This window comes from Bradyrhizobium sp. CCBAU 51745 (assembly GCF_028128715.1).
In the GTDB taxonomy this organism is placed as follows: Bacteria; Pseudomonadota; Alphaproteobacteria; order Rhizobiales; family Xanthobacteraceae; genus Bradyrhizobium; species Bradyrhizobium manausense.
On record NZ_LBJP01000086.1, the window covers coordinates 20,683 to 47,028 of the forward strand.

The window sequence follows — 26,346 nt, forward strand, 5'->3', positions numbered from 1 at the left end:
GGCAGCGTCGCGCGCGGACAGGAAGCGACGAGGTGCGGCCGACGGAAAGCGGCCTACGAATGCTTCCTGCGGTTAGGCAGATTCAGCGTCCTCCAGAGCCTCCTTGACCGCGCGTCGGACAGGATTGTCTGGAATGAAACGTTGATAAGGGAGGTTTGCCATGCAGGCACGAGACGTGATGGTATCGCCAGTGGTTACCGTGGGACCGACTGCAACCGTTCGCGAAGTTGCGCAAATGCTGCTGGAGCGTCGGATCAGCGCTGTACCGGTCGTGGATGCCGACAACAACGTTCTCGGAATCGTGAGCGAAGGCGACTTGCTGCACAGGGCCGAGAGCGGGACCGAACGCTCTTCTTCCTGGTGGTTGCGCCTGTTGATCGGCGACGCCCAACTCGCGACCGACTACGTCAAGTCGCACGCGATCAGGGTGCAGGATATCATGACGCAGGATGTTGCGACCGCGGCGCCCGAGACGCCCTTGCATGAGATCGCGGTGCTTCTCGAAGAGCGTAGGATTAAGCGCGTTCCCATCGTCAACAGGGAAGGTCAGCTCATCGGAATCGTCAGCCGGGCCAACTTGCTCCAGGCGATCGCAAGCGCCAGGCCGACGCTCGAGATATCGCTGCCAGATTCAGCCATCCGAAAGAGGTTCTTCGAGGAAGTCCGAAAGCAACCATGGGCTCATACGTTCAATTTGAATGCGACCGTGCAGAATGGTGTGATCGATATCTGGGGCTTTGCCCCATCGCTCGCCGAACGTGCGGCCGTTCGCGTTGTCGCAGAAGCGATCCCGGGCGTGGTGGCGGTGAACGACCATCTGCTGGAACCCCCCCTTCGTCTATTGACCTGCAGGACCAGTGATCAGATACGGTCGCTGGTCGGCCGCCCGGCGGCGCCGCGTCGATCTCACGGGTCCGCCCTCGACGCGGTCGGAGATGATAACAATGCGACCGCCGCGCATTTCGACATCGGCGCGAAACTCATCGCTTGCTGTCACGATGGTCCGCCGCGAATGGCGGGGTCGGGCTGTGTTACAGATCTCTCCGTCACCTCATCATGGCGGATGTCTGGAAGATGCGCCCCCACGACGCGAGCGCCGTGATGTCGCCGCCGGCGAGACCGAGGGTTCGCCATAGCGTGACCGCGACGGAATCGAGGACGGCGATATCAAGCTCGCGTTCGAGTGCGGGCGCAAGCGCCGCGCCGTCGAGATTGGTGCAGAGGATGACGGCGGCGTCGGCCCCCTGCGCCGCGACCGCGCGGACCATGTCGGCGATATCAGCGGGAGCGACCTCGCCGAAGGAAAAATTGTCGCGCAAGCCGAGATGCCGTTCAGCATGCGGTGCGATGCCCTCCCCGGCCCAGACATTGCCGATCCGCCGCTGCACGTCGTCCGTATAGGGCGAGACGAGCGCGACGCGTTTGGCGCCAAGCGCGCGGACAGCCTCGATACAGGCGAGCGTCGAAGTCGTCGCGGGCACGTTTGTGCGCGCCGTGATCGCCTTGCATAGGCTCCTGTCCCTGTCGATGCCGAGCCAGCTTGCGGAGGTGCCGTTCCAGGCGACGGCATCGACCTTGGCATCGGCAAGCAAGTCCGCCGCAGGCAACATCACCGAAACATCGAACTGACTTAGCGCGGCAGCATCGAGCGCAATCTCGGTGACGCGAAAGCGCGAGAAATGCGCGGTGACGTCGGTTACATCATGCAGCATCGCGCTCGTGACCGGCTCGAGCACCGAGTTGGAGGACGGCGTGATCATGCCGAGGCGCTTGCGCAAAACTGACATCGATCACGATCGCTCCGTTGTGGCGAAGCGCATCCGCGCCCGCTGCAAAGGATCATCCGCATCCCCTTGCGTTCGCGCAACCGGCAATTTGCATGCTGCATACAATTTGTTCGATAAGCACGTGTTTTGAGCCACATACGTCTTCTATTTGAGCACTTGGTTTGACTGGGAATGGCTAGGATCGGGCGCAACAGGAAGTCCCCGCGTGCAGCACAGATCCGATCCGAACCCGGGACGAAAGTCGCCCAAACTCAAGAGGATGGGCCTGCACGAGCGCGCTGCCGCGCGGATGCGGACGATGATCATTCGCGGTGAGCTCCCGCCGGGATCGCAGACCCAGGAAACAAAACTGTCGAAGGAGCTTGGCGTGTCGCGCACTCCGCTGCGCGAGGCGATGAAGGTGCTCGCGGCTGAAGGATTGATCGAGCTTCGCCCCAATCGCAGCCCGCGCATCGCCGACATTGCAGTCGAGACTATCTCGGAGCTATTCGAAGCGCTCGCCGGCATCGAGCGGCTCGCGGCAGAGCTCGCCGCGGAGCGCGCCAGCGAACGCGATCTTGCCCGCCTGCGCACGCTCCAGACCCGCATGGAAGGTCATCATCGCAACGGCAAGCTCGACGATTATTTTGCGATCAACGGCGAGATACACAACACCATCGTCCGCATGGCCCGCAACACGCCGCTCCGTGAGGCGCACGAGACATTGATCTCCCGGGCCGAGCGCGCGCGCTATCTCGCGCTGGGCGCCGACAAGCGCTGGAGCAATTCGGTCGAAGAGCACGCCAATATTCTCGCCGCACTCGAAGTACGGGACAGCGAGGCAGCAGGACGCCTGCTCGGCGCTCATGTCCGTCAGACCGGCATCGCATTGCTCGAGACTCTTGTCCCCAAAACCAAGCTGACGGCGGCCTGACCATGAAGCTGCTGCTGCTCAACCCCAACACCAGCACCCCGGTCACGCAGTTGATGACCGAGGTCGGGCAGCGCGCAGCCGCCCCCGGCACCGAGCTCATCCCCTGCACCGCGACCCGCGGCGTGCCCTATATCGCAACGCGCACCGAGGCGCAGATCGGCGGCGCTATCGTGCTGGAAATGCTGGCCGAGCAGCATCGCAAGGTCGACGCCGCGATCATCGCCGCCTTCGGCGATCCCGGCCTGTTCGCTGCGCGCGAGACGTTCGACATTCCCGTGATCGGTCTTGCGGAAGCCGCGATGCTGTCGGCCTGTATGGCTGGGCGCCGATTTGCAATCGTGACCTTCGCGCAAGCGCTCGGCCCCTGGTACGAGGAATGCGTGCGCGACCATGGCCTGCGAGAACGCTGCGCCGGCATCCGCATGCTCGACACGCCGTTTCAGGCCATCTCCGATGTCGGCGGCGAGAAGGAAGATGTGCTCGTCGAGCTGGCGCAGCGAGCGATCATCGAAGATGAGGCCGACGTTCTGATCTTTGCCGGCGCGCCGCTCTCCGGCCTTGCCGAGCGCGTGGCCGACAGGATCCCCGTTCCTGTGGTCGACCAGGTCGTCGCCGCCGTGAAGCAGGCCGAGGCGGTGGTAGCGCTGCGGCTGCGCAAGGCGACCGCAGGCACGTTCCGCCGGCCGGCCGCCAAACCGACCATCGGTCTTGCCGACGCGCTCGCCGCGCGGCTCGAGCGGCGCGACAGCTAGGGAGGCCCCGGCGGCGATGCAAGAAGTTCAATCCGTTTTGAATCGCCGAGTCGGCATTCCAAGGCTTGCGACTTGCTTTCTCTCTCGACGAAACCGGAGCTACCATCATGGCTGAAGCGCAAGGCGGCCGTTCGCTCGTCGTCGACGCCGTCACCCACCGCTATCCGAGCGGCGCGCTTGCGGTCGAGAACATTAATCTCGATATCAAGGGTGGCGAGATCATCGCGCTGCTCGGTCCGTCCGGCTGCGGCAAGACCACGTTGCTGCGCATCATCGCCGGCTTCATCGCGCAGACGCAGGGACGCATCATCATCGGCGACGACATCGTCGACGCGCTGCCGCCGAACAAGCGCGCCGTCGGCATTGTGTTCCAGAACTATGCGCTGTTCCCACACCTCTCGATCAGCGAGAACGTCGCCTATGGACTGGCCGCACGCGGCGTCGACAAGACATCGCGCCAGCGCGAGGCACAACGCCTGCTCGAGCTGGTGCAATTGCCGACCATGGCGGAGCGTCTGCCAAGACAGCTCTCCGGTGGCCAGCAGCAGCGCGTTGCCCTTGCCCGGGCGCTCGCGATCAAGCCGTCGATCCTGCTGCTGGACGAGCCCTTTGCCGCGCTCGACAAGAATCTGCGGCTGGACATGCAGATCGAGGTGAAGCGGCTGCAGCGCGTGTCCGGCATCACCACGCTGATCGTGACCCACGACCAGGAAGAGGCGCTGTCGATGGCCGACCGCGTCGCGGTGCTGAGCCACGGCAAGCTCGAGCAGTTCGGCTCACCGTCCGATGTCTACGACCGGCCGCAGACCCTGTTCGTGAACACGTTTGTCGGCTCCACCAACCGCATGCCCGGTGTCGTGGTCTCCGCAGATCGCACGGCCGCAAAAGTGCGTCTCGACGCAGGCGCGGAGATCATCGCCCGGCCGGCGGCGGGCAGCCTCACCGAGGGCGCCCGCGTCACCGTCTGCATCCGGCCCGAGCATCTGCAGTTTGTCGGCGACGCGTCGGGGTTTGCCGGCGTGGTCGGCATGTCGCTGCCGTTAGGTGCCACCGTCGTCCACGAGGTCACCACTGCCGATGGCTCCGGCGTAAAGGTCTCCCAGGCGCGCATCGGCGAGACGCGCGCCCTGGCGAGCGGCGCGGCCGTGCGCCTCGCACCGCTCGCCCCCTCGCTCGCAAATGCCTTTCCCGCGACGCTTTAGTTCCAGTCATTGTCCACAACGGAGTTCGACATGATCCTCAACCGCCGCAGCCTGATGACCACCGCCCTCACCCTCGGAGCCATGAAGGCGTTTCCCGGACTGAGCTTCGCCCAGGCACGCCCGCTGGTATTTGCGACCTTTACCGGAAGCTGGGAAGAAGCGCACAAGGCCGTGCTGGTGCCGGCCTTCCGCAAGGCCAACGCCGATGCGGCGATCGTGCTCGACCCCATGCTTTCGGTCGACCAGATCGCGAAGATCAACGCCGCCAAGGCCAACCCGCCCATCGACGTCATGCTGCACGATCCCGGCCCGGCGCTCGTCGCGATCGGCCAGGACCTCGCCGAGCCCTATCCGGTCGAGAAGAGCGCCCATTACAAGGACCTGATCGCCGAGGCGCAGGAGCCGATGGGTCCCGCGCCGTTCTTCCAGGTGGTCGGCCTCACCTACAATCCCGAGGCGATCAAGACGCCGCCGACATCCTGGGCTGATCTCTGGAAGCCGGAATTCAAGGGTCGTGTCGGCATCACCAATCTCAACTCGACGCTCGGCACCGGCTGGCTGGTCGAGATCGCCAAGATGCGCGGCGGTTCGGAAGCCAATGTCGATCCGGGTTTCAAGGCGCTGGAGGAACTCAAGCCCAATCTCGCCGCGGTCGCCGCCAATCCCGGTGCGCTCGCGACCCTGTTCCAGCAGGGCCAGATCGACATCTCGCCCGGCAATTTCAACGCCATCCAGATCCTGAAAGCGCGCGGCGTGCCGGTCGAATTCGTCGCGCCGAAAGAAGGCGCCATCGCCTTCAAGACCACGATCCACATCGTCAAGAACTCGCCGAACCGCGAGCTGGCCTTCAAGCTGATCGAGGCGGCGCTGACGCCGGAGGTGCAGACCACGTTGATGAACCCGCCCTATCTGATCGTCCCGACCAATTCCAAGGTGACAATGGGCGGCGAGATCGCGCGCGTGCTGGCCAAGGACACCGCGGAGCTGAAGCAGAAATTCGTGTTCCAGGACTGGAAAAAGATCAACGAACAGCGCTCGGCATGGATCGAGCGCTTCAACCGCGAGATCAAGATCTAGGACAGGCTCAAAACCATGGGCGCAGCTCCGGCATCACGGGACGTCACGTCCTACGGAATGGGATTGGCAGCGCCGCTGGCGCTGTTCTTCCTGCTGTTCTTCGTCGCGCCGCTGCTGCAATTGCTCTGGCTCTCGCTCCACAACGATACGGCCGGGCTCCATTGGGGGCTCGGCCAATACCTGCACTTCCTCACCGATCCCTTCAGCCTCGGCGTGCTCGGCTCGACGCTGCTGCTAGGGGCCGAAGTCACAGCGGTCTGCCTCCTGCTCGGCTTTCCCATCGCCTGGCTGTATCAGCGCGTTGGACCAAAGCTGCAAACCATCATCATCCTGATCGTGCTGCTGCCGCTGCTCACCAGCGTCGTGGTTCGCACCTTCGCCTGGATCGTGATCCTGGGCCGTCAAGGCATCATCAACGCGACGTTACAATCCCTTGGGATCATCGATACGCCGCTCAAGCTGCTCTACACCCAGTTCGGCGTGGTGATCGCGCTGGCGCAGGTGCAGATGCCTCTGATGACGCTGCCGCTGATCACCGCACTCGGCCGGATCGACCCCAATCTCGATGATGCCTCCTGCTCGCTCGGCGCCGGTAGCTGGCGCACCTTCTTCAGGATCGTGCTGCCGCTGTCGCTGCCCGGCGTGATCGCCGGCTGCACACTGACTTATGCCGCGGCCATCACTGCTTTCATCACCCAGTCGCTGATCGGCGGCGGCCAGATGCTGTTCATGCCGATGTATCTCTATCAGCAGGCCTCCACGCTCCAGAACTGGCCGTTTGCGGCAGCAATCTCGATCATCTTCCTGCTCGCCGTGCTCGCGGTCGTGTCCGTTTTTACCACGCTCGGCCGCCTGTCGCGCGGCTATGGAGGTGCCTGATGAGCGGGCGCAAACGCACTCTTGAGGCGCTCAGCTTCGAGCTCGTCATGACCGTCATCGCGGTCATCGCGCTTGTTATCATCATCGCGCCGTCGCTGGTGGTGCTGATCGTGTCCTTCACCAGCGGCTTCTCGCTCAAATTCCCGCCGCCGGGTTATTCGCTGCGCTGGTACGCGGAGTTGTGGAACGCCTGGCAGCTTCACTTCGCGGCCAAGAACAGCCTTGTCGTCGCGTTGTGGGCCACGAGCCTCTCCGTCATCCTCGGCGTCGCGGCGGCGCTCGCAATCTCGAGGTCGCGAACGCTATCGGTGCGGCTGCTCGATTCCCTCTTCATGTCGCCGCTGGTCTTGCCGGCGCTGGCCTTTGGTCTGGCGGCTCTGATGCTATTCTCGCTGGTCGGCCTGCCGGTGTCGCCGCTGACCCTGGTGATCGGCCACACCGTAGTCTGCGTACCCTATGTCGTGCGCAATACGGTCGCCGCACTTGCCCAGCTGGAGCCGACACTCCTGGAAAGCTCGGCGGTTCTGGGCGCGAGCCGGCTCTATACGTTCCGCCGAATCGTGCTGCCGCTGATCCGGCCGGGCATCATCGCCGGTGCCTTCATCGCCTTCATGTCGTCATTCGACAACGTGCCGGTCTCGCTGTTCCTGCGCGATGCCGCGACCGATATGCTGCCGATCCGGATGTGGCAGGACCTCGAGGGTAAGCTGGATGTGACCATCGCCGCGCTGTCGGGTGTGCTCATCATCGCCACCGTCGCGCTGGTCGCGGTGATGGAGCGCGTCACCGGCCTGTCGCGGCGGCTGACAAGCTGATCAGGCGCCGCGGAATAGCGCAAAACCCCAGCGCGTGAATTTCAGCGGCAGATGAAAATGCTCGTTGACATCCTTGATACGGAAGCGAAATGGCGTCACGGTCAGGAAGCCCTCGCTGTCGCCAAAGAATTCGCCGAGATGAAACAGCACCTCGTACTCGCCCGCGGTCACGCCCGCTCCTTGTGCGACGGCATGATCGAGTACGCCATTGGCCCCGAGCCGCGCGTCGGCGATACGCGCGGAGTCCGGATCGATCTGCCAGATCTCAACGCGCAGCCCTTGCGCGGGCCGTCCGCTTGCCACATCGACCGCGTGAATGGAAATACCGCCTGCCACCATGTCCCTCCCGTGAGCGCGGCGCCATGGTAGACGCAAACACACAGCTTCGGCCAGCGTCCGCGTTGCTGCCGGCCCTGGGCGCGATGACCTCGCTCCAGGCGCTGGTGGCGCTGGCCCTGTTTGCGCCGGGCGTGGTCGCGCCGCGCGCCCACATCGAGGTCCGGCAACTCTCGCTGTTCTCCTGCGCGGTTTTCACCATCGGCATTCCCGCCTCGTTCTGGGGTGGCGGCCTTATTGCCCGGATGGGCTCGCTCCGGATCGCAAGCCTCTGTGCGGTGGCGATCGGGATCAGCATGGCGCTGGCCGCGTTCGGCACGACGGCCGCCCTGCTCGCCGCCGGCCTCTGTCTCGGCCTCGCGTTCGGACCGGAGACGCCGGCCAGCGCAGCGCTGCTGGCGCGGCTCGTGACCACCGAACGCCGTGCCTTCGTGTTCTCGGTGCGCCAGACGGGTAACCAGATCGGCGCCGTCTGCGGCTCGCTGGTGCTGCCAGCGATCGCGGTCTCGCTGGGACCGGCCTGGTGCTATGCGGCGGTCGGCGCCTGCGCGCTGATTGCGATCCTGCTGTATGAGTGGCTGCGGCCGGCCTATGCCGGCAAGGCCACTCCGCCACCAGAACTCGATCTCCGCGGGCGACTGGCACTGGTCACGTCAGACCGGCGGATCGCGACGCTGGCGCTGGCCTCGATGCCTTTCAGCGCGATGCAGGTGTCGCTCAACACGGTCTTCGTCACGCTCGGCACGCGCGAGCTTGGCCTCAACCATATCGAGGCGGGCATGGCGCTGGCCTGCGCGCAGGCCGGCGGCCTCATCGGCCGTCTCGGCTGGGGCTTTATCGCGATGCGCCTCAACGCCTCCCGCGCGGTACTCGTCGTTATCGGCCTCGGCATGGCCTTCTGCGCCGCGCTGCTCGGCCTCGACGGCGCCTCGCTTGGCCGTACCGGACAGTTCGCCATTGCTGCCCTGTTCGGCCTGACGGCGTCGGGCTGGAACGGCGTTTTTGTTGCCGAGATTGCCCGCCTCGCCCCGCAGGACAGGGTCGGCGAGACCACTGGAGGGGTTCTGACCGCATCCTATGCGGGCCTGCTGGCCGCGCCGGCCGTGGTATCGATCCTGGACGGCGCCGCCAGCCTCGGCGCGGCCTTCTTCGCCTTGGCGGGCCTTGCACTGTGCGGCACATTGGCTCTGATGTGGGGAGACCACGGCAAAGCAGGTCAATAGCGCGCGCCACGCGCGTCGTATCGGCGTCTCGCGGCGTTGACCACGTCCCGCTAATGCGCCGTTCGTCTCCCCCCGGCATTCGCCTTGCGTGTCGCGCTTCATTTGCCGGAGCCCCTCGCACCCGCTCCCTTCTTGCGTCCGCCACCAGCCGACGCGGCCATGGCCGGTTTGGCTTTCTGCCAATCGGAGAGGAAGATGGTCTCGAAGTACTTGGCGATGCCCGCATGTTCGAGGATGACGCCGGCGTCGCGATTGGTCTGGACGCCGGACGGCGAAAAGTTCTGGCTGCTGACCACGGCGATCTGGGAGTCGATCACGAAGCCCTTGTTGTGCACGTCAGGCTGCAGGCTGATATTCGCCGTCAGGTCGACGCCTGTCGTTTTCATCTTTTCGACCCATGGCAGCCCCCATCGGGCACTCTCGATCAGCCTGACCTTCTTGCCTTCCGCGATCTTGTTCGCGATTGCCTGGAGCAGCTGCTCGTACAGGCTTCCGTCTCCCTTGGACGACTCAATGTATTGAAGCTGGATGTCGATCGACGTCTTGGCGTTCTCGATCAGATTCATGATGTTCGTGAGATATTGCGGGTGACCATTGGGCAGCAGGTCAGGTGTCAACAACGGCGTGATCGCAAGCGCGCTGTTGGGGAAGGTCTTGGCCGCAACCGGCTTCTTCTTCGCTTGCGCGGGCGTGATGGGCGGCGGATTTGCGTGCGCCGCCTTCTTGGCGCGGGCGTCAGCGATCGTTGTTTCGACGGCAAACGCATTCGGGGCTTGATGCAGGATGGCCTGCCCGTAATCGTAGTTCAGGTAATAGGCGAAGAGCTGCGCAAGAGCCTTGTCCTCGATGATGACGTGCCAGTCGCGATCTTCAGTCACCGGCCGCGGCCGGGCGGGATTCGGCTCATTGCTGTTGTTCAGGTTGCCGCTAGACAGCCAGAACCGCTGGTCGTCCTGGACGATCACCTTGATATGGTAAGCAAAGGGAAACATGAACGCGGTCACAAACGGGTCCTTGTCGTTCAGGGCCCAGGCGATCTTGGCGCGGCCTCCGAGGCCCGCCCTGAGATCCTGCACGGTCACCGAGTCGAGCTGGTCGCGCGTCTCGTTCGGCGCAGGGTCATCGAGAACCATCTGCAACGTCTTTTGACCCGTGAGGTCAGCCAGGAAATCGGCGAGCAGGGATCCGGAGGTGAAGTCATACATCCCCACCACAAGTGAATGCTGTGTCGCGGTCAGAAACTTTGACAGGGTCACGTAGCCTGCATCCGGGCTCACCGCCACAGTGATCGTGGTGTTGAGCTGGCGTCGATCGAGCGCGGGAGCCCCGGCCGGCGGTGAATATTGCAGCGCTTGCTTGGTCGCGTGCGCGGAGATCGCTTCATGGATGGCCGGTTGCGTCGTCCTGGACAGCGCGAATGCCGTCTGCGTGTCGCTGGCGGGATCGTCGAGCAGCTTTCCGCTCGGCATCTCGCGCTCCAGCGGCCAGGTCGGCCCTTTTTCCTCCGGCCGTGCGTGAAGTTCGCTCAGGACCGCGGCCGCAGGGTCGACGACGCGGAGACGTTGATGCGCGCTGGCCTCGCGCACGTCGACGGGGAATTTTCCGAGTTTCGTCGGCAGTAGATCGCCACGGGCGATATCCGCCGGGCTCTTCTTGGTATGCACAGTTACGACGATAGCCTGCTTGCCGGTCAACTGATTACCCGCGATCTCGAAGCCGGGCCGGACGGTCAGCACACCCGGCTTGCGCAACTTTGCCAGGTTCTTCCGAATGGTTTGATCGATCTCCTGCGCCGCAAATCTACCGGTCGTCTTCATAGTGCACGTCCTCGCGAATGACTGAGCTGCGGCGTTGACCAACTTCCTTGAGCGCCAGAGATTTGATGCTCTCGGGGATACCCGAGAGCACAGCGAATTGATGATGCCGAGTGCTGGAAAGACCGCCTGTGCCCGAGCCGCACGCCTAACCGATTGGGTCGCCGGTGCGATCGTCCGTCTGAAGAGATTGAGTCTGGAAGCGCACAAAGAGGGCAACAATTTCCTGGCCGCTGTTGAAAGACAAGAACAGCGCTCCGTCGCCGTGAACCCGGTTGTCGCTCGCGAATTGCCCGCGATTACCCTGCATCATGTGAATGTCATGAATCCCCCTCTCGGGTTGAAAGCCAAAATACTTATCGACCTGCCCCGCGTCCTCGAAAAATTCGCCAAAGGCCACCACCATGGCGCTTGGGTCCGCTTTCGCCCGTTCAATATTGGCATCGAGCAGGTTTTTGAGCGAAACGCCGCTGCCCGCCGGAGGAATCGGCTGCATCGCATCGACCGGGAAGAGATCGCCGCGTAGATAGTCGAGGCCCCCGGAGCCAGACGGGCCGGTCTGCAGCGCCTGAAAGCCGGGATCGCCGTTGAGATAGGGCGCGAGGTCCAACGTACCGGCTTGCTGGAATTGGTCGTCAAAATAAGCCAGCACCTCGCTCTGATCGACCGACCTGACATTGACGGCGATCCGATAGTCCCCCCCGCCATCCACCCTGATCTCGTAGTGGGGGGAAGCTCCATCCGGGCTCTCAAAGCCGTCCACGACTGAGCCGACCAGGACACCATAGTGACGAACCGCGCCTGGCGGCTTCCTGCGCTTATGAGGCATTGCAGCTCTCCGCTTCAAATGATGCAGTCAACGAACCAAATCGCAGACGTCCAGGGCCTCAACTGCCCGATCTCAGCTGCCTCTCGATCGAATCGGCCGCTCGAAGCGCCAGAGCTGCGACAGTCGACGTCGGATTGGCATTCGCCCCGGTCGGAAAGACGCTGCTGCCGACGACGAACAGGTTGGGGTGGTCAAATGCCCTGCATTCAGGATCCACGACAGCTTTCGTTCGATCCGTTCCCATCCGGGTCGTCCCCATGATGTGACCAGAGCCAAGGAACAGCTTGAAGGTCGGCTGGTCGTCCATCATGAAGCGATGCGTGACGCCAATATGATCGAAGATCTTGTTGTGGAACTGGATGATCTTGTGGAAGCAGCGCTCGACATAGCCGCCGTCATTGTCGAAGACCTTGTAGGCGATCTGCGGTCGCTGAAGACCGAGGTCGTCTTTCTTGTCAGCGGGCGCAAGGCTGACCCTGTTTTCGAGAATGGGTAGCTGCTCGCACGCGCTATTCAGCGTGATCTGGTGGGTCGCATGCTTTGCCAGCGTCTCCTTCAGCTTGGTCCCCGCGTAGCCGAAATCTCTCACGAGGTTGACGATACTTCCCGGCAGCCAATCGCCCTGCGCCGTCGAAGGAAACCGACCGCTCCCGCGCGGCCAGCTCGCGATGGTGGAGGCCCAGCCATCGTTCTTGATCGAGCATTTGAAGGACGCGTAGACCTCACGGAATGCACCGTCGCGGAAACCCTCGATGTGCGAGGTGGTCTGCGGTCCCCTGTATGGAAAGACGGGCGCTTTCGCCAGCGCAAACGACTGCTTCATGGGATGATCCATGAGATAGCCGCCCAGGACCGGACCGCAGGAGCGCGCCGCATTCGAGCGCAACAGGATCATCGGATTTTCAATGCCGTGAGCCGCCAGCACAACGATGCGACCTGTCGCGTAACCTTCCGAGACGACGGCCCTCCTGCCGTTCTCCTCCGGCTTGGTGGAATCCTCCTGCCAGACCCAGTTCAAATAGTGGACGCCGACCACCCGCTTTCCCTCGCTGTCGAAATCGAGATTGCGAACGACAGCCTGCTTTCGCAGCGTTGCTCCGGCACGAAGGGCTTTCTCGACATGAAACACCGCTTCGTATCGAGCCTTGATGGGGCACAGCGGCACGCAAGACGTGCGGCCGTCGCAAACCGGGCGGCCGTCATACGGTTGCGAGTTGATCGCATGCGGAACGGGTGTCGGCCGCAGCGAGATCATTTCCCGCTTCATCGGCATGGGGGCCCCCTCGAGCCGCGCATCCATGTACTCGTCGTCGATAACTTCCTTGAACTGCTGATCGACGTAGCTCTGCGCCAGCGGGGGCATCGGGTAAGGCTTGCTCATCGGGTTGTGGAAGCGAGGCCTCCTGAAGTCGTCCATGCTTCCCGATACGCCCATCTCCTCCTCGGCCCGAACGTAGTAAGGCTCGATGTCTGAATAGCCGATGGGCCAATCCACGGCTTGCTTCACGTGATAGGTGCTGTTGAGCTTGAAATCAGTCGGCAGCATGCGGACATAGATCGCCTGCCAATGCCAGGTCGTTCCTCCGACGATCCGCTCGTAGAAGCTCTTGAACATGTCGCCGGAATACTGCGGCGGATAATAGAGGTAGTTCGACGTATCCGGAGCATTCGTATTGCGAGGATCCGGCTGCGTGGCAAGGATGTTGTCGCCGCAATACGGACTGTCCGTCGCCTTGGACGTCGAAGCCGCGTAGGCGGACAACAGCTCATAACGGCCAATCGATTCGCGTGCGACGCCGCCGGCTTCCAGGATCAGGACGCGAAGTTGCTTTCGCGCAAGCTGATTCGCGATGAGCGCGCCGCTCACTCCTGAGCCAACGATAATGACGTCGTATTCGGGTTGAGAAATCCTGGTCGCCATGCACTCCCCCTTCGCTCGGAAAATCTGCAGGCCGTTAATGCAATCGTGACCTAGGCCAGACGAGGGGCCTTGGCCCAGTAATTTGGCTGGAAGGGCTTCATCGGCATCATCGGTGCATGCGCACCAATGACCTTCCAAATTATTCCTTGCTCGTATTGATCAGTCGTGCCGTAGACCCACGCGGGACCAACGGTCGTATTCAGGAAGAATGCGGACAGATACCAAAGATAGATCAGCTGCTCCGCAGCGGCCCGAATATCCTTGTTGTTCATGATGGCGTCCGCGGTGTCGGCATTCGCCGCAATCAGCTTGCGAACATCGATCGCCGGAACGTTTAATTTGGCGAATCGCACGAGATACTCACGGCCGAGGCGACTTTCGTGTAGTGACGCAAGCGGCATGCCCGTGAGCGTTCGCGAGACCTTCATGAAATCGGCAAGCAGGTCGTCGAGATCGTCGCCCAGGGCCTGTTCAGGAGCCGAGACATGGCACTGGGCCTCGCCCTCCTCCCAGATGTTTGCCTGGACCGCCGGGGCGAGGAAAGCGTTTCCGGCCACGGCAAGACCCGTGATCGCTACGCCTTGCAGCAGATGTCTTCGATCGATCGCAATGACAGAATGGCTGGAAGGTACGTCTGAAGCAGATCGGCTCATTGCAATGCCTCCGCCAAAACAGACTGGAAAATGAGACAATCAATCCGCTTACACAAGTTACTCTTGACAGGCTATTCAACGCAAGAGCGAGGTTCGCTCACTCGGTTTTTTTCATCGCCCACACGTTACACGGGTGAAGCCCGAGGTGCTAACGTCGACCACAACACACCATTCCTGTCGTTCCGAAAGTGAAGCAGGCCACAGATTGGAGTGTATTTTTGATGTTCTGCCTTGCATGCACGCCGGTTCGAAAAGGCAAACTTCAACGCCCGGACGAATCTGATTCAAAGTTGATTTGGCTGATAGGACAGGCAGGATGACCGATGCAATGCAAGGGAGTTCAACCATTCGTTGAATTGGCAGCGTCGGTCCTAGAGATGGGATGGCGGCTGGACGCTCGTTCTCATCGCGTGTTCGCCTCAGCGAAATTCGGGTTGCGAGCTGCCGCCCAGCCAGATTGGACCGGCGCATGAAGGCGCCCAAAACAGAGGTCCGATGCGACGCGTGTAGCGGCACAGGATCTCAGCCGGCCAAGCACTCGAAAAGACCAGGACGGCGCATCTTCCCGCCCAAGTGCAAGAAATGTGGCGGCAGGGGGAGAATCCCTGCCGAACTCCGGCTTGGGATGATCCCTCCCGCCAAGCCGCGCTTCCGGCCTTCCTGAAATCGAGAGATCAGCTTCCTAGACGATGCCTGCCGAAGTCCCGCCGGCGCTGGGACGTTCGCTCGCCTTCCTCGCCCGGTAGCTGGACGCGCGATACGCGGCAATTGGTGCGATAGCCCCGCCGGCCCGCATGCGCGCGACACCAAGGAGCGGCGAGACATCGGTGGTGAAGGCACGTTTCAATTCAAGATGCGCGCCGAGCGCATCGTTCGCGTCCTGCGCCGCTTCAAGGGCGGGGCGATCGACGATCAGAGCCTGTGCATAGGCGCGCTGCAACTCGATTGCCGATTGCATCAGGCTCTCGATCGGATCGGTCACGTTGTGCGACTGATCGATCATATAAGCGGGCGCTAAGCCTTCCGCTTTGCGACGCTCGGCGTCGATCAGCTCGTTGAAAACAAGAAACAGCCGGAACGGCTCGACCGAGCCGCTGTCGAGATCGTCATCGCCATATTTTGAATCATTGAAGTGAAAGCCGGCGAGCTTCCCGAAGCGAACGAGCCGAGCCACGACCTGCTCGATATTCACGTTCGGCGCATGATGGCCAAGATCGACAAGGCAATGCGCCTTGGGCCCGAGTTCCTGCGTGACCGCAAAACTCGTGCCCCAGTCCGAGATTACGGTCGAATAGAACGCCGGCTCGTAAAGCTTGTGCTCGAGGAACACCCGCCAGTCGGCGGGCAGTGCCGCGACGATCTCACGCATCGCGTCGATGTAGCGGTCGAGCGCCTTGGTCAGATTCGACTGGCCGGCAAAGTTCGAGCCGTCGGCGATCCAGACGGTCAGCGCTTTCGAGCCGAGCTTACGGCCGATCTCGATACATTCGACGTTGTGGGCGACGGCCTGCGCGCGCACCCGCGCATCGGTATGCGAGAGCGAGCCGAATTTGTACGAAAGCTCCTGGCCCGGCTGATCCTGGAAGGTGTTCGAGTTCACTGCGTCGAAGGCCAGGCCCTGACCCGCGGCCTGTTCGTGCAAGGCGACATAGTCGTCAACCTTGTCCCACGGAAAGTGCGGCGAGATCGTCGGAGTTGCCCGCGTCAATTGCTGGATCACCGCGCAATCATCGATTTTCTCGACGACATTGCGCGGCTCACCCGGCCCCGGAAAGCGGGCAAATCGCGTCCCCCCAGTGCCGACGCCCCAAGTCGGAATAGCGACGCCGAAGGCCATGACCTTCTGCACCAGAAGGTCCGCATCGATCCGGTGCCGCGCCAGCGCGCGCTTCAGGGCGTCATAGTCTTCGCTGATCGCGCCTTCGAGCCGCGCATTGTGTTCGGCGATGAAATCCGCGCTGATCGAGAACGGGGCGCTCATCGCGTGAAGGCCTGGGCGTTGCCGGCATCGACATTGAGAATGTTGCCGGTCGACTTGGCCGAAAGGTCGGACGCGAAGAAGTAGACGCCCTCGGCGACGTCCTCGGGGAAGACCGACAGTTTGAGCATCGAGCGTTGGCGGTAGACTTCCTCAAGTTGGTCCTCCGCAACCTTGTTGGACGCCGCGCGTTGCTGGCGCCATTCGCCCTCCCAAATCTTCGAGCCGCGCAGCACCGCGTCGGGGTTGACCGTGTTGACGCGGATGCCATGCGCGGCGCCTTCCAGCGCCAGGCAGCGGGCGAGATGGATCTCCGACGCCTTGGCGGCGCAATAGGCCGAGGCGCCGGCCGATGCGGCAAGGCCGTTCTTCGAGGCCACGAAGATGATGGCGCCGCCGATGTTCTGGCGCTGCATCAGCCGGAAGGCCTCGCGCGAAACCAGGAAATAACCTGTAGCGAGAATGTCCATGTTCTTCTGCCACAGCCCAAGACTCGTATCCTCGACAGGTGAGGCCGAGGCGATTCCCGCATTCGAGACGACGATATCGACGCCGCCAAAGGCGCGCGCGGCCTCTTCGAACGAGGCGACCACCGCCGCCTCGTCGGTCACATCGAGCTTCACGCCGATCGCCGCATCGCGGCCATGGCGCTTCATGATCGCCGTAACACGTTCGTTCAGCGCGCTCTCGTCGATATCCGCAATGATGAGGCAAGCGCCTTCGCCGAGCAGCCGCTCCGCGGTTGCCCCGCCAATGCCGCCGGCACCGCCGGTCACATAGGCGATCCGCCCGGCAAGCGATTTCGGCTTGGGCATGCGCTGGAGCTTGGCCTCTTCCAGCAGCCAGTATTCGATGTTGAAGGCTTCCTGTTCGGCAAGGCCGACATAGGCGCTGACGCCCGAGGCGCCGCGCATGACGTTGATCGCGTTGACGTAAAACTCGGCCGCAACGCGCGCCGTCGCCTTGTCCTTGGCAAAGGTGAACATGCCTACCCCCGGCACGAGATACACCACCGCGTTGGGATCGCGCATGGCCGGCGAGTCAGGACGTTTGCAGCGCTCGTAATAGGCGGTGTAGTCGCGCCTGTAAGCTGCAAGGACCTCGTCGAGGCCGGCGATCACCTCGCCGAGATTGTCGCGGACGGGATCATAGGGCAGCAGCAAGGGGCGGATCTTGGTGCGAAGAAAATGATCCGGACAGGAGGTGCCGAGCGGCGCCAGCTTCGTCAGCGCGCTGGAGTTGACGAATTCCAGCACCTCCGGCGCATCGGTGAAATGGCCGATCTTGCGCTCATCCGCGGAGATCTTGCCACGGATCAGCGGCATCAGCCTCGCCGCGATCGCGCGGCGCCTGTCCGGTGCGGCCGTCTGGACCATGGCGCCGCCGAAGGCCGGCTTCTGCTCGTGTGCGGCGAGCCAATCGGCGGCCTGCTGAATCACGCGCAAGGTCATCTCGTAACAGGCCTTCGACGTCTCGGCCCAGGTAAAGAGCCCGTGCCCGCCGAGAACCACGCCGACATAGTCGGGGTGGCGCATAGCCATCTCGCCGAGCTTCAGGCCGAGATCGAAGCCGGGCCGCTGCCACGGGAGGAAGCCGAGCTTGCCGCCGAACACCTCGCGGGTGAGACGCTCGGCGTCTTCCGAGGCGGCAATGGCGATGACCGCATCGGCATGGACATGATCGACGTGCCGGTGCGGCACGAAGGCGTGCAAGGGCGTATCGATCGACGTCGCGCGCGGATTGAGATCGAAGGTGCAGTGATTGAACATGGCGACCATCTCGTCCTCATGGGCGAGGCCGCGATAGAGGCCTTTCAGACCCTCCAGCTTGTCGAGATACAGCGTCGAAAAGCCGTCGCGCTTCATCGAGCCGATGTCCCCGCCGGAGCCTTTGACCCAGAGCACGCGCACGCTCTCGCGCGTCAGCGGATCCTTCATCTCGATCTTGGCCGAGGTGTTGCCGCCGCCGAAATTGGTGATGCGTAGATCGGCCCCGAGCAGGTTCGAGCGGTACAGCAATTGACCGGCTTCATCGAGCCCGGCAGCGAACGCGTCGTCCCAAAGATTTGGCAGGGGCGTGGCCGCAACCTCGCTCATGACGCATCCTCCCTGTGCTCGATCTTTCGGTCAGCTTAGGCCAGGGATTCAATCAAGGTCAATCACCGGCACTCAGGACCGCGACGCAATATGATTGATGCAGCGCGATATTGAGCGAATATGACGGTTTGCAGTTGACCACCGGGCGGGAGCATGACCTATTTACGAGTAAAAGGGAGGGCGACGTGCACGAGCGGGAACGCTGGCAGGTCATCAAGGCATTGTTGCGCGAGCGGTCACTCGTGCGCATTGCCGACGCTTGTCACGCGACCGGCGTCTCCGAGGCCTCAATACGGCGCGATTTCGCCAGGCTCGCCGAGCAAGGCGTCGCGATCAGGGTGCACGGCGGGTTAGAAGCGCTGCCGGACACCGCCAGCGCACCAAGCGACGTCCTCTCTCTTGCCACCCGCTCCTTCGACGTCAGCCAGACGCTCAACATCGATGCCAAGCGCGCCATCGCGAAAGCGGCCGTCGCCCTCTGCGCCGATGGCGACACGATCATCATCAATGGCGGCACGACCACTTATCAGATGGGCGAGTATCTACGCGAGCGCCGCCTGAAGGTCTTGACTAATTCCTATCTGCTCGCCGACGCGCTGATCCACACATCGAAATGCCGCGTCGCGTTGCCGGGCGGCGAGGTCTATCGTGAGCAGGGCATGATCGTCTCGCCCTTCGACGAGGACGCGATCCAGCATTATTCGGCGACACGAATGTTCATGAGTGCGATCTCGATCGGACCGCTCGGCGTGATCGAGGGCGATCCCCTGCTCGCCCGCGCCGAATCGAAATTGTTGAAACGTGCCGACAAGCTGATCGTGCTCGCAGATTGCTCGAAATTCGTCTCGCGCGGCAGCCTTGTCGTCTGCCCGCTCTCGCGCATCGACACGCTGATCACCGATTGCGACGCGCCAAACGACGCACTCGACATGCTGCGCGGACATGGTGTCCGCGTCGTAATTGTCGATGCGAGCGCTCAAACCACTGCGGCGGCGTGACCATGACAACGGACCCGCATCGTGAAGCTCCAACCGCACCGCTCCTGTCGGTGCGTACGATCGAAAAGTCTTTTCCAGGCGTGCGGGCCCTGTCCGGCGTCTCGTTCGAGGCCGCCAGGGGCGAGGTCCACGCCTTGCTCGGCGAGAACGGCGCTGGCAAGTCGACGCTGATCAAGATCATCTCCGGCGTATTCCCGCCCGACCGCGGCGAGGTGCTCGTGGATGGCAGGCCGGTCGACCTTGCGCGGCCGGACGATGCCAGGCGCGCCGGCATTGCCACGATCTATCAGGAGCTGTTGCTGTTCCCGGAGCTTACGGTCGCCGAGAATATCTTCATGGGTCACGCGCCACGCGCGGGCCTTGGCCGGATCGACTGGCGGGCGATGCACGAGAAGACCAATGCCCTGCTCGCCTCACTCGAGATTCATGATCTGCAAGCCGACCGTGTCGTCGGCTCCCTCAGTGTCGGCAATCGCCAGCGCGTCGAGATTCTGCGCGCCCTGTCGCAGGATGCGCGCATCCTGATCATGGACGAGCCGACAGCGGCTCTGACCGAGTACGACGTGACGCGCCTGTTCGACATCGTGCGCAAGCTCAAAGGCCGCGGTGTCGCTGTGATCTATATTAGCCACCGGCTCGACGAGATTTTCGCCATCGCCGATCGGGTCACCGTGCTGCGCGATGGCGCACATGTCGCAACCAGGCGCGTCGCGGACACGGACGCAGCCGAGCTCGTGCAATTGATGGTCGGCCGCAGGATCGAAAGCCTGTTCCCGAAGGTCACGGTTCCGATCGGCAAACCGGTGCTCGAGGTGATGGGTCTCGAGCGACGGCCGTTGACGAGGAGCGTCTCGCTCACGGTGCGGGCCGGCGAGATCGTCGGCCTTGCCGGCCTCGTCGGCTCGGGTCGCAGCGAGCTCGCGCAAACCATTTTCGGCGTCACGCCGGCCGATGGCGGCGAGATCCGGATCGACGGGCAGCAAGCCGATATTCGCTCACCGGCCCAGGCGCGCTCCCTGGGTATCGCCTACGTTCCCGAGGATCGCGGCACGCAAGGCCTGGTGCGGCCGATGACGGTGCGCGAGAACTTCAGCCTCGCCGCGCTGGGCAAGGTCGCGTTCGGCGGCTTCATCGATCGCGGCGCCGAGCGCAGGCTCGCCGGCGATGGCGTCAAGCGCTTTGCCGTCAAGACGAGCTCGCTCGAGCAGGTCGCGGGCAAGCTCTCCGGCGGCAATCAACAGAAGATCGTGCTCGGCAAATGGCTCGCCAATGGGCCGAAGCTGTTGATCCTCGACGAGCCCACGCGCGGCATCGACGTCGGCGCCAAGGCGGAGATCCATCGGTTGATGGGCGAGCTCGCGGCCCAGGGCCTCGCCATCCTGATGATTTCGAGCGAGCTGCCGGAGGTGCTCGGCATGAGCGACCGCGTGCTTGTGATGCGCGAAGGCCGTGTCGTTGCCGAATTCCCGCGCGAACAAGCGACGCAGGAGTCGGTCGGCGCAGCGATGATGGGGAGTCATGAAAACGCGGAGAAAGCCGCATGACGGCGGTCACCTTGGTCAGCGCCGAGGTTAGTCCGCGGCGGCGGCTGAAGGTGCTCGCCTCGCAGGAGGCCTTGCTCGCGATCGCGGTCATCGGCCTTGCCATCGCGGTCGGCCTTTACAATCCGCGCTTTCTGGCGGCACGCAACCTTTCCGACGTATTGCTAGGGAACGCCTATATCGCTGTCGCCGCAGTCGGCATGTCGATGGTGATCGTATCAGGCAACATCGATATTTCCGTCGGCGCGCTGATCGGCGTCCTCGCGACGATCAGCGGAACTCTGGCCGTGAATGGCGCGCCGATCGTGGTCGCCTGGCTGGCAGCACTCGTTGCCGGCGTCGTGGTGATGGCCTTGCAGGGTGTCATCATCGCCTATCTGCGCATTCCCGCGATCGTGGTGACGCTCGGCATGCTGTCGATCCTCAAGGGCGGCCTGATCAGCCTCACCGGGGGCAAATGGATCACCGACCTGCCCGATAGCTTCCATCTCGCCGATATCGAGCTCTTCGGCATGCTGCCGTTTCCGGTCTTTCTCATGATCGCGGTGACGATCCTGGCCGCGTTGTGGATGCGCTATTCGGCCTCGGGCCGCGCGATCTACGCGGTTGGCGGCAACGCCGAAGCGGCGCGGCTGTGCGGCATTTCGCAGCCGCGGACGGTCGTGATGGTCTTCGCGCTGCATGGCTTGTTCGCAGGAGCTGCCGCCCTGCTCTACGCGACGCAACTGCGCGTCATCCAGTCGACCGTGCCGCCCAATCTCGAGCTAACGATCATCACTGCATCCGTCGTCGGAGGCGTCAGCATTCTTGGCGGCGTCGGCACGGTCGTCGGTTCGACCCTTGCGGCCGTCCTGATCGCCGAGATTGCCAGCGCACTGGTCTTCATCGACGTCTCGCCCTACTGGATTCGCGCAGTGCAGGGCGTTCTCATCCTCGTGACCGTGATCGCCGACATTCTGCGGCGCCGGCGCATGGCCGGAGCATGAGCGCCATGAGCGAGATCCCCCTCCCCCAAGCCGCCAAGCGCGTCATGCCCTGGTGGCTGCTGCGCCACGAGACCATGCTCGCGGTGATCCTGCTCATCGCGCTGATCGGGCTGGGGAGCATGAACAGCCGCTTCCTCACGCTCGACAATCTGCTCAACCAGGGCAGGCTGACGACCGAGGTCGGGCTCATCGCGCTGCCGATGACCTTCATCATCATCACCGGCGGCATCGATCTCTCGGTAGGCTCGATCGTCGGGCTCTGCGCGATCCTGCTCGGCTACTCCTGGAAGGTTTTCGGCTTTCCCCTGCCGCTGGCGATTGTCTTCTCGCTGTTCATCGGCGGCGTGGCGGGGTTCCTCAACGGAATCGTCATCACCAGGGTGAAAGTGCCGCCGCTGATCATGACCATTGCGACCCTCGCCCTCTACCGCGGCCTCGCCGAGGGGATCAGCCAGGCGCGTTCGGTGCGCGGCTACCCGGAATGGTTCTACTTCATCGGACAGGACAATCTCTTCGGCGTGCCGGCGCAGCTCTGGCTCTTGCTGATTGCAATCGTGGTGACGGCAATCGTTCTCGACCGCACAACGTTCGGCCGGACGCTGTATGCGATCGGCAACAATGAGACTGCGGCGCGCTTTTCCGGGTTGCCGGTCGATCGCGTCAAGCTGATCATCTACACTCTATCGGGTTTGATGGCCGGCCTTTCCGCGTGCGTTCTCGTCTCCCGCGTCACCACGACCCGCTCGGACATGGGGATCGGCTATGAGCTGGACGTGATCGCGGCGGTCGTGCTCGGCGGCACCAGCATATTCGGCGGCGTTGGCACCATCTGGGGTACCGTAGTGGGCCTCGCGATGATCCAGCTGTTGAAAAACGGGCTGGCCCTGACCGGCGTCAAGGGCGACGCGACGATCGTCGTCATCGGCACGGTCCTCATCCTTTCAACTCTTGTGGCGAGTTCGCTCCAGCGGAGACGCGAGGGCGTTTGACGGCGTGTCTAGCCGCAAAAAAGCGGCATCAAAATGGGAGGAAAACAAGATGAAGCTCGGATTAGCTGCTGCATTCCTCGGCGCGACGCTGCTGGCCGGAACGGCCTCGGCCGCGGACAAGAGATGGGACGGCGCGGACGACCTGCCGGTCAATCCGCTCGCCTGTTCGGCTGGCGAAGCCAATGCCGCGCCCGCGGCCAAGCCTTATGATGGTGGCAAGCCGACAAATGCGGCTGACAAGGCCGGCAAACCGATCACACTGGTCGACGTGCCGAAGCTGATCGGCATCGGCTATTTCAATGCGACATCGAAAGGCATGCAGGATGCCGCCAAGGCGCTCGGCAATGTCACGGTGAAGACCGACGGCCCGACCGAGGCCAAGATCGACGAGCAGATCAAGTTCATCGACAATTACATCACCAGCGGCGTCGACGGCATTCTCTTCGCTGCCAACGATCCGGTGGCGATTGCGCCGGTGCTGAAGAAGGCGCTGTCGAAGGGCATCCACGTCGTCGGCTATGACGCCAATTCGACGCCCGATGCACGCGAATGGTTCGTCAATCAGGCCGAATTCAACGGCATCGCCAAGGCGATGATCGATTCGATGGCCAAGGAGGCCGGCGAGGACAAGAGCTTTGCGATCGTCACCTCGACCTTCACAACGCCGAACCAGGCACGCTGGATCGCCGAAATGTGGGCCTATGCGCAAAAGTGCCATCCCAAGCTGACATGGCTGGAAACGGTCGAGGCGCAGGAGGACAACAACCTGTCCTTCAACCAGGCGACGACGCTGATCAACAAGCATGGCGACAAGCTGGCCGGCCTGTTCGGCATGACTTCGGTCGCAACGCCCGCCTCCGCCGAAGCCGTCACCAAGGCCAAGCTCTGCGGCAAGGTCGCGGTGGTCGGTCTCGCCACGCCCAACGCGATGAAGCCGTATGTCAATGCGGACTGCGTCAAGTCGGTCGTGCTGTGGAATCCGGTCGATCTCGGCTATGCCGCGACCTATGTGGTGCGCGCCGTGGTCGACGGCAGCCTGAAGCCGGGCGCGACCTCCGTCGACGCGGGCAAGCTCGGCAAGCTGAACGTGGTCAATGGCAGCGAGATCCTGCTTGGTTCGCCCTTCATTTTCACCAAGCAGAACATCAAGGACTTCGATTTCTGATCTGAACGCCTCGTCCGGCCGCCGAGCGCGGTCGGGCGAGGTTGGTTGCCGAGATGCTCCACTCGCCTTGAGTTGACGATGAGCCAGACGGTCGCAGTCCTCGACATCGGCAAGACCAACGTCAAGCTTGCCTTGTTCGACCGCGGCCGGCTGCTCTGGGAAAAGTCGGCGCCCAATCGCATTCGGTCGGGGCCTCCATATCCGCACGAAGACGTCGAGAGCGCATGGAGCTTCTTCCTCGATGCGCTTCGTGAAGCCGCAGGCACACATCAGATCAATGCGATTGTTCCGACCGCGCATGGTGCTGCCGGCGCCTTGATCGGCGAGGGCGAGCTCGCCGCGCCGGTCATGGACTACGAATTCACTGACGTGGACGCGATCGAGGTCGACTATGCCGCCCTGCGCCCGCCCTTTTCGGAGACTCTTTCGCCGAAGCTGCCGGCCGGCCTCAATCTCGGCCGCCAGCTCGCCTACCAGAAATGGCGCTGTTCGGACCTCTTCGTCAAGGCGAGGCATTTCGTCGGCTATCCACAATATTGGGCTTGGCGCCTGAGCGGCGTCGCGGTCTCCGAAGTCACCACCATCGGTGCTCATACGGATCTCTGGGCACCGCGGGAGGGGCAGGTTTCGAGCCTCGTCAGAGCTCTTGGCGTCGACCATCTGCTGCCTCCGATGCGCCGCGCCTTCGAGCCGCTTGGTCCGATTCAGCCTGCCATCGCGGCCGCAACCGGGCTCGCGTCTGACACGCCGGTCTTTTGCGGTATCCACGATTCCAACGCTTCACTTCTGCCCTACCTCGTCTCGCGCCAGGCGCCGTTCACCGTGCTGTCGACCGGAACCTGGGTCATCCTGATGAGCGTGGGTCTTTCGCTCGATCAGCTCGATCCTCGCGACGACACGCTCGCCAATGTCGATGCGCTGGGCCGCCCGATCGCCTGCGGACGCTTCATGGGTGGACGCGAATACGCCATCATCGCGGAGAGCGGCGGCAACGCGGACCTCGACGCGATCGAGCGCGTCATCGCCTCCGGCGCGATGGCCCTGCCCTGCTTCTCCGGCCAGGGCGGACCTTATGCGACGACCGCGGGCGTGGTCCGCGGTGAAGTCGCAGCGCAAGATCGGGCCGCACTTGCGACCCTCTATTGCGCGCTTGTCAGCGATCTGATGCTGACACGCATGGGAGCGGCCATCGGCGACCTCATCATCGAAGGAACTTTCGTTCGCAACCTTCTCTTCTGCCAGACGCTCGGCGCGCTACGCCCCTCGCAGCGTGTCTTTGCGGCGGAGGACGCCTCAGGCACGGCACGCGGCGCGGCAATGCTTGCGCAATGGCCCCCTTCTTACCGGATGGCGGAGCCGGCCCCTGTCGCTCCGATTTCGATATCCGGCCTCGATCGTTATCGTAAGGCCTGGACGGCAATAGTCGACTTGATCGCTCGGTGAGCCAGCGCCGAACCGGTGATCAGCGCGCGCGTCATATCGAAAACGGAACCAACACGCTGATTCGTGCCTTGAAGATCAAGGAGGATCAAACATGGCACGTACAGCATGGAAACGTCCCGGCTCGCCGATCGGCAAGAAGGGACCGCGCAAGGCAAACCCCTCGTACAAGCGTCGCTCGCGTCAGCCGTGGTCGACGGCGGACGTCAGGATGTTGCGGCAGCTCGCGAAGGGCAACACCCCCACGGGCGTCATGAGCATCAAGCTGCAGCGCCCGGTCGCGGCGATCCGCAGCAAGGCGCATCGCGAAGGCATCTCGCTGAAGCCGATCAATCGCTCGCCCTATAACCGGCGGGCGGCCAAGACGCGCACGGCGAAGCGGCGACGCTGACGAGCAGGGCCCGGCTTCCCTCGCGAGGCCGGGCCTGGCGTCTCGACGACTGCGTGAGCGTCGGGGAACTCCTCGTCCGTGAAAGAGAGCCGCAGATGATCCATCACGTCTCGGTCGGCACAAATGACGTTGGCCGCGCGAAGGCATTTTACGACCCGCTCATGCGGCTGATCGGCTTTCGCCTCATCAAGGTCTCGCCGACGGCAGTTCACTATGGCGCCTCCGACATCGCCTTCAGCCTCGAAACGCCGATCGACGGCCAGCCGGCATCTGCAGGCAATGGAGTGCACATCGCCTTTCAAGCGCCCGACCGGGACACCGTCAGGCGCTTCCACCAGATCGCCCTCGCGCAGGGCGGAGCCGACGCAGGCGCACCCGGAATACGGGCGAACTACAACGCGAATTATTTCGGCGCATTCGTCCGTGATCCCGACGGCAACAAGATCGAGGCTGTCACCTATACCGCCAGGGAGAGCTTCGATTTGTTGGCGACCTCGACAGATGTGCCGAAAAAGGATGCCGCTCCCTAACAAATGACACTCCCTAACAAATGATAAGGCA

The 26,346-nt window shown here is 63.2% G+C and carries 24 protein-coding genes; 16 read left to right on the forward strand and 8 right to left on the reverse strand.

Annotated elements, in window-relative coordinates:
• Positions 1-160 precede the first annotated feature (160 nt).
• Positions 161-1,102 (forward strand): CBS domain-containing protein, encoded by a 942-nt coding sequence (locus tag XH98_RS26800; protein ID WP_333932718.1) that lies wholly within the window; start codon positions 161-163, stop codon positions 1,100-1,102.
• Here XH98_RS26800 and XH98_RS26805 read toward each other — a convergent pair.
• Positions 1,047-1,787: a maleate cis-trans isomerase family protein gene (locus XH98_RS26805; RefSeq protein ID WP_057758574.1), complete on the reverse strand. Its 741-nt coding sequence runs from the start codon at positions 1,785-1,787 to the stop codon at positions 1,047-1,049. The two genes, XH98_RS26800 and XH98_RS26805, sit on opposite strands and share 56 nt — an antisense overlap.
• A gap of 205 nt (positions 1,788-1,992) precedes the next feature.
• Between XH98_RS26805 and XH98_RS26810 the strand changes: the two genes are divergently transcribed.
• The 6 genes from XH98_RS26810 to XH98_RS26835 all read left to right on the forward strand — a co-directional run bounded on the left by XH98_RS26810 (position 1,993) and on the right by XH98_RS26835 (position 7,425).
• The gene (locus XH98_RS26810; RefSeq protein ID WP_271601982.1) at positions 1,993-2,700 is read left to right on the forward strand and encodes a GntR family transcriptional regulator; all 708 of its coding nucleotides are present in this window, start codon (positions 1,993-1,995) and stop codon (positions 2,698-2,700) included.
• Between the two features lie 2 nt (positions 2,701-2,702).
• Positions 2,703-3,452: an aspartate/glutamate racemase family protein gene (locus XH98_RS26815; RefSeq protein WP_271620417.1), complete on the forward strand. Its 750-nt coding sequence runs from the start codon at positions 2,703-2,705 to the stop codon at positions 3,450-3,452.
• Between the two features lie 107 nt (positions 3,453-3,559).
• Positions 3,560-4,654 carry an ABC transporter ATP-binding protein gene (locus tag XH98_RS26820; RefSeq protein WP_271620418.1) on the forward strand — a complete coding sequence of 365 codons (1,095 nt, stop codon included), beginning with the start codon at positions 3,560-3,562 and terminating at the stop codon, positions 4,652-4,654.
• Positions 4,655-4,684: 30 nt separating this feature from the next.
• On the forward strand, positions 4,685-5,731 hold the full coding sequence (locus XH98_RS26825; protein ID WP_057758582.1) for an ABC transporter substrate-binding protein: 1,047 nt from the start codon (positions 4,685-4,687) through the stop codon (positions 5,729-5,731).
• Positions 5,732-5,746: 15 nt separating this feature from the next.
• The gene (locus XH98_RS26830) at positions 5,747-6,610 is read left to right on the forward strand and encodes an ABC transporter permease (RefSeq protein WP_271601985.1); all 864 of its coding nucleotides are present in this window, start codon (positions 5,747-5,749) and stop codon (positions 6,608-6,610) included.
• Positions 6,610-7,425 carry an ABC transporter permease gene (locus XH98_RS26835; protein WP_271601986.1) on the forward strand — a complete coding sequence of 272 codons (816 nt, stop codon included), beginning with the start codon at positions 6,610-6,612 and terminating at the stop codon, positions 7,423-7,425. The genes XH98_RS26830 and XH98_RS26835 overlap by 1 nt, the downstream gene beginning before the upstream one ends.
• Here the strand turns inward: XH98_RS26835 and XH98_RS26840 are convergent, their stop codons facing one another.
• A complete protein-coding gene (locus tag XH98_RS26840) occupies positions 7,426-7,761 on the reverse strand; it encodes a hydroxyisourate hydrolase (RefSeq protein WP_271620419.1) in 336 nt (111 codons plus the stop codon).
• 26 nt (positions 7,762-7,787) lie between these two features.
• Here XH98_RS26840 and XH98_RS26845 point away from each other — a divergent pair, with 26 nt between their 5' ends.
• A complete protein-coding gene (locus XH98_RS26845; protein WP_271620420.1) occupies positions 7,788-8,984 on the forward strand; it encodes an MFS transporter in 1,197 nt (398 codons plus the stop codon).
• Positions 8,985-9,082: 98 nt separating this feature from the next.
• Here the strand turns inward: XH98_RS26845 and XH98_RS26850 are convergent, their stop codons facing one another.
• The 6 genes from XH98_RS26850 to XH98_RS26875 form a co-directional block, all read right to left on the reverse strand.
• Positions 9,083-10,801 carry a phospholipase D-like domain-containing protein gene (locus tag XH98_RS26850; protein ID WP_271620421.1) on the reverse strand — a complete coding sequence of 573 codons (1,719 nt, stop codon included), beginning with the start codon at positions 10,799-10,801 and terminating at the stop codon, positions 9,083-9,085.
• Positions 10,802-10,946: 145 nt separating this feature from the next.
• Positions 10,947-11,627, reverse strand: a complete 681-nt coding sequence (locus tag XH98_RS26855; protein ID WP_271601989.1) for a DUF2278 family protein — start codon at positions 11,625-11,627, stop codon at positions 10,947-10,949.
• Between the two features lie 58 nt (positions 11,628-11,685).
• Positions 11,686-13,548 carry a GMC family oxidoreductase gene (locus XH98_RS26860; protein ID WP_271620422.1) on the reverse strand — a complete coding sequence of 621 codons (1,863 nt, stop codon included), beginning with the start codon at positions 13,546-13,548 and terminating at the stop codon, positions 11,686-11,688.
• A 50-nt stretch (positions 13,549-13,598) separates the two neighbouring features.
• Entirely contained in the window at positions 13,599-14,201 is a 603-nt protein-coding gene (locus XH98_RS26865) for a hypothetical protein (RefSeq protein WP_157083798.1), read from the reverse strand.
• A gap of 682 nt (positions 14,202-14,883) precedes the next feature.
• Positions 14,884-16,182 carry an L-rhamnose catabolism isomerase gene (gene rhaI / locus XH98_RS26870; protein WP_271620423.1) on the reverse strand — a complete coding sequence of 433 codons (1,299 nt, stop codon included), beginning with the start codon at positions 16,180-16,182 and terminating at the stop codon, positions 14,884-14,886.
• Positions 16,179-18,275 (reverse strand): bifunctional rhamnulose-1-phosphate aldolase/short-chain dehydrogenase, encoded by a 2,097-nt coding sequence (locus XH98_RS26875; protein WP_271620424.1) that lies wholly within the window; start codon positions 18,273-18,275, stop codon positions 16,179-16,181. Before XH98_RS26875 ends, rhaI begins: the two co-directional genes overlap by 4 nt.
• 185 nt (positions 18,276-18,460) lie before the next feature.
• Here XH98_RS26875 and XH98_RS26880 point away from each other — a divergent pair, with 185 nt between their 5' ends.
• From XH98_RS26880 to XH98_RS26915, 8 genes are all read left to right on the forward strand, one after another.
• A complete protein-coding gene (locus XH98_RS26880) occupies positions 18,461-19,273 on the forward strand; it encodes a DeoR/GlpR family DNA-binding transcription regulator (protein WP_271601994.1) in 813 nt (270 codons plus the stop codon).
• Positions 19,274-19,275: 2 nt separating this feature from the next.
• Positions 19,276-20,817, forward strand: a complete 1,542-nt coding sequence (locus tag XH98_RS26885; RefSeq protein WP_271601995.1) for a sugar ABC transporter ATP-binding protein — start codon at positions 19,276-19,278, stop codon at positions 20,815-20,817.
• A complete protein-coding gene (locus XH98_RS26890) occupies positions 20,814-21,800 on the forward strand; it encodes an ABC transporter permease (protein WP_271620425.1) in 987 nt (328 codons plus the stop codon). The genes XH98_RS26885 and XH98_RS26890 overlap by 4 nt, the downstream gene beginning before the upstream one ends.
• Positions 21,797-22,789: an ABC transporter permease gene (locus XH98_RS26895; protein ID WP_271601997.1), complete on the forward strand. Its 993-nt coding sequence runs from the start codon at positions 21,797-21,799 to the stop codon at positions 22,787-22,789. The genes XH98_RS26890 and XH98_RS26895 overlap by 4 nt, the downstream gene beginning before the upstream one ends.
• 49 nt (positions 22,790-22,838) lie before the next feature.
• Entirely contained in the window at positions 22,839-23,954 is a 1,116-nt protein-coding gene (locus XH98_RS26900) for an autoinducer 2 ABC transporter substrate-binding protein (RefSeq protein WP_271601998.1), read from the forward strand.
• 78 nt (positions 23,955-24,032) lie between these two features.
• Positions 24,033-25,397 (forward strand): FGGY-family carbohydrate kinase, encoded by a 1,365-nt coding sequence (locus tag XH98_RS26905; protein WP_271620426.1) that lies wholly within the window; start codon positions 24,033-24,035, stop codon positions 25,395-25,397.
• Positions 25,398-25,488: 91 nt separating this feature from the next.
• Positions 25,489-25,785: a hypothetical protein gene (locus tag XH98_RS26910; RefSeq protein WP_057758609.1), complete on the forward strand. Its 297-nt coding sequence runs from the start codon at positions 25,489-25,491 to the stop codon at positions 25,783-25,785.
• A gap of 95 nt (positions 25,786-25,880) precedes the next feature.
• The gene (locus tag XH98_RS26915; RefSeq protein WP_271620427.1) at positions 25,881-26,315 is read left to right on the forward strand and encodes a VOC family protein; all 435 of its coding nucleotides are present in this window, start codon (positions 25,881-25,883) and stop codon (positions 26,313-26,315) included.
• The last annotated feature ends 31 nt before the right edge of the window (positions 26,316-26,346 follow it).